Origin of the sequence: Paenibacillus sp. EKM301P (assembly GCF_011800295.1) — a bacterium.
GTDB lineage: Bacteria > Bacillota > Bacilli > Paenibacillales > Paenibacillaceae > Paenibacillus > Paenibacillus polymyxa.
In genome coordinates, this window is record NZ_JAALFM010000001.1 from 815,905 (window position 1) to 827,327 (window position 11,423).

7 protein-coding genes are annotated in these 11,423 nt (G+C 42.7%); 2 read left to right on the forward strand and 5 right to left on the reverse strand.

The features are described 5' to 3' along the window. The first annotated feature begins 266 nt into the window (after positions 1–266). Together HFD99_RS03690 and HFD99_RS25895 are read left to right on the forward strand one after the other, a co-directional pair. Complete coding sequence (locus HFD99_RS03690; RefSeq protein ID WP_260148813.1) at positions 267–3,236, forward strand: bifunctional cytochrome P450/NADPH--P450 reductase; 2,970 nt, start codon at positions 267–269, stop codon at positions 3,234–3,236. After that, on the forward strand, positions 3,130–3,444 hold the full coding sequence (locus HFD99_RS25895; RefSeq protein WP_260148843.1) for a hypothetical protein: 315 nt from the start codon (positions 3,130–3,132) through the stop codon (positions 3,442–3,444). Before HFD99_RS03690 ends, HFD99_RS25895 begins: the two co-directional genes overlap by 107 nt. Positions 3,445–3,538: 94 nt before the next feature. On the opposite strand, the gene HFD99_RS03695 is transcribed toward HFD99_RS25895, so the two are convergent. From HFD99_RS03695 to HFD99_RS03715, 5 genes are all read right to left on the reverse strand, one after another. Beyond that, positions 3,539–4,126, reverse strand: a complete 588-nt coding sequence (locus tag HFD99_RS03695) for a restriction endonuclease (RefSeq protein WP_123797438.1) — start codon at positions 4,124–4,126, stop codon at positions 3,539–3,541. A 468-nt stretch (positions 4,127–4,594) separates the two neighbouring features. Next, complete coding sequence (locus tag HFD99_RS03700) at positions 4,595–5,977, reverse strand: lanthionine synthetase C family protein (RefSeq protein ID WP_123797439.1); 1,383 nt, start codon at positions 5,975–5,977, stop codon at positions 4,595–4,597. Beyond that, positions 5,974–7,851, reverse strand: coding sequence for an ABC transporter ATP-binding protein (locus tag HFD99_RS03705; protein WP_123797440.1), 1,878 nt, complete (start codon positions 7,849–7,851; stop codon positions 5,974–5,976). The genes HFD99_RS03700 and HFD99_RS03705 overlap by 4 nt, the downstream gene beginning before the upstream one ends. Further along, positions 7,848–11,042, reverse strand: a complete 3,195-nt coding sequence (locus HFD99_RS03710) for a lantibiotic dehydratase (RefSeq protein WP_123797441.1) — start codon at positions 11,040–11,042, stop codon at positions 7,848–7,850. The genes HFD99_RS03705 and HFD99_RS03710 overlap by 4 nt, the downstream gene beginning before the upstream one ends. Before the next feature lie 145 nt (positions 11,043–11,187). Continuing rightward, complete coding sequence (locus HFD99_RS03715) at positions 11,188–11,364, reverse strand: FDLD family class I lanthipeptide (RefSeq protein WP_167440710.1); 177 nt, start codon at positions 11,362–11,364, stop codon at positions 11,188–11,190. Positions 11,365–11,423 lie beyond the last annotated feature (59 nt).

Below are 11,423 nucleotides of genomic sequence, written 5' to 3' on the forward strand. Positions count from 1 at the left end.
GCAAATCCCCAACATCTTTATATCGGTTATAGAGGTGAATTTGTTCATAAATTTTTCTGTAAATTCATTGTAAATGGATAATGACAATGGGTTCATCTTCTTCTACATGTAATAAGCGTCTCTTTTCGTACTGCTTTTATTGTACGAACTGTCTAAAATTATTTATTTCGTTTATCCGGAAAGAATAAAGTGTAATTTTTATGGTAAACGTAGGAACCCCCTTCAACCATCACTCTATGTTGAAACTGAAAGGAGCTACATTTAGAATGACTTCAACAAATTCAATTCCCCAGCCTAAAACATACGGTCCCTTAGGAAATCTGCCCTTGATCGATACCCATGCCCCTGTCCAGTCGCTGGTTAAGCTTGCCAATGAGTACGGTCCCATATTTCGCATGGATCTGCCTGAAGGAACGAACATTTATATTTCGGGTCATAAGCTGGTGGCAGATGCTTGTGATGAAACTCGTTTCGATAAACAGGTATGGGCTCCCTTACAAAAAGTACGAGCTTTTGCCGGAGACGGACTATTCACAAGCTGGACTGAGGAACCGAACTGGCGCAAGGCCCATCAAATATTGCTGCCTAGCTTTAGTCAGCGGGCCATGAAGGGTTACCACAATATGATGCTTGATCTTGCTGTTCAGCTGGTGCAAAAATGGTCTCGGCTCAATCCAGATGAAAGTGTAGAGGTACCGGAGGATATGACCCGCCTGACTTTGGATACTATCGGGTTATGCGGCTTTAATTATCGTTTTAACAGCTTTTACCGCGACCAGCCCCATCCGTTCGTGACCAGTATGACACGCGCTCTGGATGAAGCAATGGGTCAGTTGCAACGTCTCAATTTGCAAAACAAGCTGATGTTATCGAAGAAAAAACAGTTTAAACACGACATCGAAACGATGTTCTCTCTGGTGGACAGCATTATTCAAGAACGCAAAACCACGGGCAACCAAGGTGAAGAGGATTTACTGGCACGTATGCTGGAAGGCAAGGACCCGGAAACAGGTGAAACGCTGGATGATGAAAATATCCGCTATCAGATCATTACCTTTCTCATCGCCGGTCATGAAACGACCAGTGGGCTTTTATCCTTTGCCATTTACTATTTGCTTAAAAATCCACGAACACTAACCAAAGCCTATGAAGAAGTAGATCGCGTGCTCACCGATTCGCTGCCTTCCTATACTCAGGTGCGTGAACTCAAGTACATAAGGATGATACTGAATGAAGCCCTGCGGCTATGGCCGACAGCGCCCGCCTTCTCTCTCTTCGCCAAAGAAGATACGCTGCTCAACGGAACCTATCCGCTTAAAAAAGGCGACAGTGTCAATGTACTCATCCCGAAATTGCACCGTGATACCGAGGCTTGGGGTGAAGATGTTGAGGAATTTAGACCCGAACGCTTTGAGGACCCATCCGCCATTCCGCAAGATGCCTACAAACCGTTTGGCAACGGTCAACGTGCTTGTATCGGACAACAGTTTGCCTTACAGGAGGCCACTCTTGTGCTGGGTATGGTACTGAAACATTTTGAGCTGATTGACCATACTCATTATGAGTTGAAAGTCAAAGAAACGCTCACGCTCAAGCCGGAAGGCTTCACCATTCAAGTACGGCCACGCAGTACACAGACTGCCGTCATGCTGCCAGGTGCCGCTCAAGAACTTCATGAAAAAGAGGAACAAAAAGTTGCAGCCCCCCATGCCGAAAAGCATGATACATCTTTGCTATCTTTGTACGGCTCGAATCTGGGTACAGCTGAGGGACTTGCAGGTGAACTAGCCGATTTAGGCCGGAATTGGGGTTTCAACAGTAGCATTGCAACTCTAAATGATCGTGTGGACCATTTGCCTAAAGAAGGCGTGGTACTTATTACGACCGCATCTTATAATGGGCATCCGCCAGATAATGCAGATGCCTTCGTAGAATGGTTGAAGCAGGTAGACGAGGGACAATTGGCAGGCATAAGGTATGCTGTCTTTGGTTGCGGTGACCGGAATTGGGCCAGCACGTATCAGCGCATTCCAAGGATGATTGATGAACTGATGGCTGCCAAAGGGGCAGAGCGACTGTATGATCGGGGTGAGGGCGACGCCAGTGGTGATTTCGAGAAGGATTGGGAAGTCTGGAACCACGGCTTATGGCCGGAATTGCTGAATGCTTTCGGGATAGAGCACAGTGATACAGAACCTCAGGACACCAGCAGTCTGAGCATAGAGTTTGTAAGCGACGTACTAAGCGCTCCGCTGGCGGCCAACTATGAGGCAGCTACTGCCATTGTTACCGCGAATCGTGAACTGCACGCTGCTGAAAGTGAACGCAGTACACGACATCTGGAGATCCAATTACCAACCGGATTGTCCTATCGCGAGGGTGATCATCTTGGTGTTTTGCCGCGTAATCCTGCTTCGCTGGTTAATAGGGTGATGCAACGCTTTAAGTTACAGGATCAGGACTACATCGTATTAAAAGGCAGTGACCGGGATGCGGCGCATCTCCCCTTGGATCGGCCTGTCAGCGTAGGAGATTTGCTCACTCTCAGTGTGGAACTGCAAGAATCGGCAACCAGAGCCCAGCTAAGGCAACTGGCATCCTTTACAGTGTGTCCACCGCATAAGAAAGAAATCGAAGCTTTGCTCGAGGATACTACTTTCGATCAAGAGATACGAAAGAAGCGCGTCACGATGCTGGATATTCTGGAGAAGTATCCAGCCTGCGAGCTGCCATTTGAAAACTTCATCTCGCTGTTACCACCACTCAAGCCTAGATACTACTCCATCTCCAGTTCTCCGCTTGAGTCGGAGAATTCAGCGAGTATAACCGTGAGCGTCGTGCGTGGACCAGCCCGTAGCGGAAAGGGCGAATATCTCGGTATCGCCTCCAATTATTTGGCACAGCTCCAACCAGATGATCCGGTTGTCATTTTTGTGCGAAAGCCTCAGTCTGGCTTCCGTTTGCCGGAAGACCCGACCGTGCCTGTGATCATGGTCGGTCCAGGGACTGGTATTGCTCCATTCCGCGGATTTCTCCAAACACGCCATGTGCTTAAGGAGAGAGGAGAACAGCTCGGCGAGGCGCATCTATACTATGGCTGCCGTGATCCAAAGCTCGATTATCTATACAATCAAAGAGCTGGAGGCCTGGGAGCAGGAAGGAATCGTTACGGTTCATACAGCCTTTTCACGTCTGCCTGGTCAACCCAAAAGGTATGTACAGCATGTCATGAATGAAGATGCAGACACTCTGATTCACTTGCTTGATGAAGGAGCGCATTTGTATGTATGCGGCGACGGTAGCCGGATGGCCCCCGACGTTGAAGACACGCTCTGTGCGGCCTATGCGGATGTACACCATACAAGTAAAGAAGAAGCGCAGCAATGGTTGGAGCAGCTCCAACAGGATAAACGCTATGCCAAGGATGTCTGGACAGGCATCTGATGATAACGGTATAAGAGCAGCATCATATTCAATAATAAAAGGGACTGATTACTAGGCTTCAAGCTTGCCGCCAGTAGTTCAGTCCCTTTTATAATTATTTTTTACTCCATTTGGAAGCGATCACCTCTGCCCTACTTTCTATTACATCCATAACCTCCTCGCGGCGCTTTGACTTGAACAAATCAATCATGTCTTCCAAATCATTGCGATCCAATAATTTAACCCCGTTGACAGCAGCAAGTGTTTTACAGGATTCTGTATAACGACCGGAGGTGATAACGATGGACTTGTCGGCTGCGTAATAACGCATAGAAGTGTAAATTTCCTGTACTGCGCCCAAGCCGACCGGATGTTGTACAGCATAACGCTTGGCTTGAATTACGACTCTGGCGCCTTCACGGTCTGTAAATACCAGATCCGCTCCAAAATCCCGGCTGCTGGTTGTTTTATAAATGTCCTTATAGCCAAGTGCGGATAACAACCGCTGCAAATAAAACTCAAATTCCGAGCCATCCTCCATACGATCTATATCCTGAATTCCAATTTTGCGTGGGTCTAGCTCACGTAAAATCCGATTGCGGCGACCACGCATCAGCCCCCTGATGATGAGCACAAGCAACAATAGTAATACAATAAGTCCTATTCCTAATTCCTTATATGCCGATAATTGCTCCAGCAGCATTCCTCTTCCCCTTTTCTACAGCAGGCATGCAAGCGGTATATTCCTTAGTAGGGTTACCGTTACTACCTATCACACTGACACAACTTCACACAAAAGCAACCCCGCCGAATTCGACGGGGCTGCCTTCATTTTATCTCAAAGTTGCCAACTTACTTGGTTTGTGCGGCCGATTGCCCACATGCACTTAGCAATAATGCAAAGATTATAACCATGGGAATCCACCTAAAAGTTAATATACGACTTGCTTTTTCATGACTTATCACTTCATCCTAATTTGGAAATTTCCAACACCTTTATATCGGTTATTAAAAGCATATTTATCATAAGAGTTTCTCTGTAAACTTGTTGTAACAAGTAAAAACAATTTAGGGAAAGAGATTGCGAGCATATTTTTCTTCTGAATCACTTGTACTATGCATAAAACAAAAAAACTGACACGGTTTTGTGTCAGTTTATCTAACAATTAGGTTAACGAATCATTAATACAGCATCCCATTCTGGACTTCTATCACTAATCAATGAGGCGAGAACAAGAGCAATACCTGCAGTCCCCGTTAAAAATCCCGCTTCATCTATGTTTTTATAGTCTCCATTCAGAAAATTTACATCGTAATAACCAAAAATAGAGTTTGGATCAAACATATCTAATACTCTCTCCACAAGCAGATCACGCAGTGCTTCTAGCCTTTCGTTGCCTGTATCGGAGTACATCCGTTGAAGCAGATGGAGCAAGCCACCAAGACCGTGACATACTGTAGCGGAAGCCATCCCACCATTACGCTCTATTCGATTTTCGATATCCAGATAAGCTTTCAACCCCAAGGATATCCATTCCTCCTTTTGTAAAGCTTTTCCGGCCAACCAAATTGAGCGCGCAATTCCTGGAGCACCATAGCACCAAGAATCCCTTTGATATTGAGCGTTTTCAACGGATAATTCAGATTGTTCCCATTCTTCAAATGATACCTTTCCAGGCCATATAGTTCCTACCTGGCTTTCAAACTGCCATTTAGCGAGCCATTCCGCCAACGTGGCTATTTCCTTTTTTACTTGTTCAGTGGTAATCCCCTGTAAGACAGATATACTCATTAATGCTAGTGGTCCTGCTATACCATGGGATAAGCTTAGATTAAAATTACCTTTAGGATATTGCCTCTTCTCATCCTGTAAAAACTGATTTTCTGCACGAATATGCCAAGCGGGAATACATTGTCCCTCCCAATTTTTATCTCCACAAAAAAGCTGAAACCATACAACAATTTGCTCCCATAGCTCTTTCATTTTTGGCCGTTCGTAAAAAAAAAGAACAATACGACCGATACCTGTAAAGCCTAAAATTGTATCATAATCACTCATTTTCAGGTATCCCGAATGCCATTGTTTCATATATAATGGTATTCTTTCAGCCGCTAATTCTTCAAACCATGAGGCCACTTGATCCAACATGGATTTGTATCGTGTTCCCCCCCGTGATAACGCCCGAATGCCCATCAGCACGCCTGCTAATCCACTATATAGGGATAAATCATACATCCCCATTTCTTCCATATGCTTTTGAAGCTTTTCTAAATACATATGTCCAGTCTGATCCCATCCATCCTCCGGGTATAATGAATCCAACTGAGCTAGTAATAAACAAATTCCTGGATAACCATTACTTAAAATCCCATCATTCCATCTTTCTATTTCAAATCCGTCCACTTCTAATGTAGGTATACTTTTAGAACGTAAACAAACCTCTTCCGGATTCCTATACCGTTCTCCGATGGAATCCAATACCTTGACCACTCGTTCTCTTATTTCACCTGACAAGGGACGCCATGAACTAAATGGCAATTGAGCAGATGTCATGACTGAAAGACACCTCCCATGTTCGTCACAGCATCAGCTGCAAATGAACTGGCTTGTACCTGATACATTTCTAAATAGACACCACCTAATCTTACAAGGTACTCATGGGTTCCCTGCTCTATGATTTGTCCATCCTCCATAACAACAATGTGATGAGCAAGCCTTGCTGAGGAAATACGATGTGTAATAAAGATTCCAATTCTATCCTTCATTAAATCCAAAAACAGTTCTAGCAAATCACGTTCGGCTACAGGATCTAAAAAAGAGCTTGGCTCATCCAAGATATACACATCCGCCTTCCTAACAAAAGCACGCGCTATCGCCAGCCGCTGCCATTGACCTCCTGAAAGCTGGTGCCCCTCCTCAAACCATTTACCAAGTTGAGTATTCAGGCCATGTGGTAGCTTTTGGATCACGTCATCCATAGCAGCATACCTCGCGGCATCCATCAATGTCCCATCCTCCTCAAGTTGTCCCAAATCGCCAAAGCCTATATTATGGCGAGCAGACATTTCATACTGCATAAAATCCTGAAACACTACTCCTATTTTTCGTTGAATGTCCGCTAGTTCATAGTTCTTAATATTACAACCATTTACACTAATTGTTCCGCTGTAATCTGCATACAATTGCATCAAAATTTTCATTAAAGTCGTCTTACCTGATCCGTTTTTACCTACAATTGCAACTGTCTCACCTTTGGACAATGACAACCTAACTGTGTTTAATGCATATCTAGACTGTCCTGGATATTTGAAAGAGACCCCTTCAAATGCAATTTGTTCAATATGGAAATCCTGCCCGACTCCCGAAGGTTGCATGTAACTCAGGTCTTTTTGATGATATACAGGATCTGAGGTGGGTAGTTTCAAAAACAAAAACAATTGTTCAATATAAAGATTATTTTGCGAAAATTGTGAAATACCACGCATCATCATCTGAATTTGGCTTTGCGTTAACATTATGGCTTGAATATACCCGTATAAGCTACCAATCATTATATTAGTAAGCAAAGTTTCTTTCATTGCCATCCATACAAACCATAACATTACTCCGAGCTCAAGCATGTTATACATCAGAGTAAACCCGGTAAGCTTGCCTAACATTCGACGATCTACCCTAAAAAAACTTTCCAGTAAGTTGGAGTAACGCTCTAATAAGTATGAGCCTAATTGAAAAATTTTCACTTCTTTTACAGCACGATCATTTGTCAATAAATAAGTCATATACCAAGATTGTCGATACTGGGGAGTTCGATCCATGTATATTTGAAACTGCTGACGATTAATTTTGAATAAAGAATACATAGATACCACTGATACAATTAATAGAACAAGAACAATCCACCATTTCCATAAAACTAACCAAATTGCAGAGGATATCATAGTAATAAGGCTTGATACAATTCCCGCCATTTGAGTGTAGAGCTGATATGGGCGATAAGAAGCCTCTTGAGAAGCGCGCTTTAACTGGTCATTGATAGTCGCATTTTCATAATCGGCTAATCCCAAGCGAGTTGATTTTTCACAAATCATAATATTTAACGATTTGGAAAGGAGTGATTCCAGAGTTCCTTCTACATAACCCTGTGCAGCATTTACTATATTTTTCACAACGTAAACCAGCACAAACCATCCAAACGGAACAATTACTAAACCAGCTCCTTGTTGCAAAGCAATTGAAACCTTGTTTAGTACATTTTGCATAACAGCTAGGATGAGAATCGGCGTAACCCCTTGAATAGAGTAGAACATAATACTAAGAATGAGATAACGCTTGTTAGTACTAAAAATTAGCAGAAGCAACCTAAGACCATTCCCCATTGATTCCCAAGCAGAGTGAAATCCATTTTTTTTATTATGCATATCTTTCATATTACTTTCCTGTGATAGTGAACGAGGCTATTCATCGCATGACGAGCCATGATCATGATTTTCCGTTCTCTATATCGATCAATTCCAAGTAAGCGATTCAAATGCATGTGAATGATACTGAATAAAATATCCTCTTTAGTATTCATTAAAGAACTCTGCTTCTCTTGTTCTAAAATTTTTTGTTGATAACAATAAGCTGTTGTTTCTCTGATTTTAAATAAATCTAGAATATCATTGATTTGATTCTGAGATTGACCTTCGCCCTGTGCAAATGCTTTATCCAATAGATCCAAATAAAACCTACGTTCCTTGCGAAATTCACCTAGGAACTCCCTTACGTCATATTTTTGATTAAGAACGTCGTAACTTTCGACTTCGTTAAAACCTAATTGACGCAACAAATGGATTACACTCAAAACAGCTACAATATCTAAATCTAATTTATTTTGTTTAAAACGGTTCAAACGAATAAGTTTAGCGGCAACCTCGCTATCATCAGCGAACATAGACTCCGCTAACCCCATTAATTCTGGCCCGCCATAGCGCTCGATTTCCGGTTCATAGGTATCAATAACAAATTTAGTTATCAATCCTTCTCGTATCCATACTTTTGCCCAATCATGAAACATGGTAAAAAAATCAGGAACCAATTTCTCACTAGACATTTTGAATCTTACACGAATATGGGATTCTGGATCTGCATAACGAATATAATAAGCATATTCAACTATACCCATCTCCTTAGCTTGCCGAATACACTCATCCCAATACAAACCAATAAACTCATTTTGTCTGCTTTCCATTCCGTACAGTTTCGCATAGAACCATACACCACCTGGAAAATGTACACGTTGAGCCGAACTTACTATCTGCATGGAAGGAGCTAGTCCCACATCTTCTGAAGCTGCCGCAATCTCCTGAAGAGTTCCCGAAGAAATAACTGGCCGTCGAACTAGAGGAAATACGAATTCCGCTGTCAGTCTACCTTCACTACAATAAATAGGTAATTCTTCAAATCCACCAATGTGTTCAATGAGGGCAATTGAGTTGCCAGATTTTAATTCTTTACATAGCTCTTCGATGTGTAAGGGGTGCTCCAAATCTAACAAAATACGATGGTCAGATTGAATCAGGTAGACGTGTCGAGGTACCTTCCATTCTAAACAAAATTGGGCAACCGCTTTTTTCAGGGCTTCCGCACCTAGTGGTTTTTCTTTGTCCTGACGAAACCACATTCTCCATGTCGCTGGAGCAAAAATGATATTGTTGTACCGCAAACGAGGGGTAAACGGAGCCTGCGCCATGATTCCCCAGTTTATTGTGTTCCATTGTCCGAATCCAGCTAGACCAACCTCAATTAAGAAACGGTATACATTAGGAGCATGGTGGTAGTTGAGCATATGTCCGGTTGTCGGTATGACTTCTCGATTGTGCTTGCGTGATTTTAAGTAGAAATGATCGTCACGTAGCCCCACAACTAAATCCGATACTTGAATTTGCTGATCATCCGGCAGAGCATGGCTGGTCCCGATCGCAATCTCATAGTCTCGAAAATTTTCAACAAGAATAACATTCGTTGTTCTTCCAGAGCTGGGTAAATAAGATACTTCAGCCCAAATTTTCTCGGGATACAGACTTTTCTCCTCCTGATGAATAGCTTGGAATTCATCTTCAAACGGTTTACCAAGCAAATCCATAAAACGTCCAAACGTTTTTCCCGCACCGTTCGAACCAGGATTTGGCCCGAGCAGCAATGTATATTCTCCTCGATCAAGTGCTTGCTGGTCGCGGGTATTCAATAAGAAGTACAGTTCCATTGAAGGTAATGCCGGACGTGTTATGGAATCCTCCGTATATGCAAGTTGCGCTGTCATTTCATCCGTAAGGTTCATTTCATATTTGCCTTTATGTATGGAGGATATAAACCATTGAAAGAGAAGCTGTTCTCGATCAGCTTGCGTTTTGGCAATTTTCCCTGTTTTTAAGGATCTGCGTCGGCTCTGCGGATGACGGTAGGTCGCAGGCGCGCCTAAACCCATTTCTTCATCTAACAGTTCAAGCAACGGTACCTCCCGCCTATATCCATATTTTTCCAAAAACTCGTCAGCATATTCCTTGAGATGATCATCCGTTTTGGAAGCGAGCTGGGAAAATAATTCGGCCACCCGTTCAACATCCTTACGGATATATTCATTCAGAACGATAGAATGATCCTCCAGCGATAAATCGACCTGTAAAGTGGACATTTCAATGTCCGAAACTTCACTCATCACTTGTCGCAGCAGATTTAGGCGCTCCTCACCTTCCCCAATAGGAAGCTCATTGTACAGCAGGATATCCTGATGAATACTTTGCAACAGCAACTTTAGATCCTCCATACCGTATAACGGATTGACAATCGCCAAAATGTGGCCAAAAGGATCTGATTTTATAGTCGAGGGTCGTAGCTCCGAAATAAGAAACTCTTGCTCAAAAAGCTGCCGAATATAGGGATCAACTCTTTCTTCACCCGCTTCCGAAAAACGCCGCATAACAAGCTTAACCAATGTTGAATATAATACTGGTTGTGCGCAGACCTCCATAATATAATCAAATACAGCGGATGCCTTCACCGATACGCTATCGTTTTCCCCGTTTACTAATTTTCCGTATCTGGTTGTATAAGGAATTTTCGCCCGGTTTCCTTGCCGATAGATTAAAGGATTGCTCTGTAGACGAAGCTGGCATAACACTTCTGGAATGCTTTCTATCTTTTCAATAATTTTTAATATCCATTCCATATCGGGTCTAGCGCGTTTACGATGAGCATTCGTATTCTTGAGATACAATTGAGAAGTCTCACCAAAATGTCCCACAGTAACACCTGAAAATAAACCAAATGGCGTGGGACGAGTCATCATTCTTAGTACATACCGCATGAGTCCTTTAAGCACCTGCTCTTGCTTGCGCGGATCATCTTCTTCTTGTAAACGAAATAGGGACTCATGTAAGCGCGGACTGGAAACGGAAATTGCTTCCTTGATTGCGGGATCGTTGGATAACTCAATCATACGTTGCACGGTGTAAGATTTGAGATATTCCTTGTTTTCACACTTTTCAGGAAAAAAAGACTTATACATATCAAAAGAAATTACAGGCGTTCGCAGTAAAAAAAAATTGAGTGCTTTATATGCATATCGCTGACGCTTCATTAATTCCTCGCCCCCGGACTATCTTGTATATATGCACTTTCGAAGGATAATTCACCTTACAATAAAAGAGAAAAGGGACTTGAAAGCCCCTTTTCTCTTTTATTTTTCTGTTCCACAGTCAATCAAATAGCAAAAGTATAATATCTCAGCACCAATTTCCAATATTTGATATACAATTTCCTTGAGTTTTACCACAATGTTCCGTGCGTTCACCCCCGCACGCAGCAGCAGAACATGCTGCTATGCTTGTCAAAACTTGTGGTTCTATAGATCCCTTAGACTTATTCACTTGTACATCCAAATCAAAAGCATCGTTTGCCATGTTGTTTTCCTCCTCTCATTCAACTTGTTTTCATAGATGTGATGATTATCACTAATGAT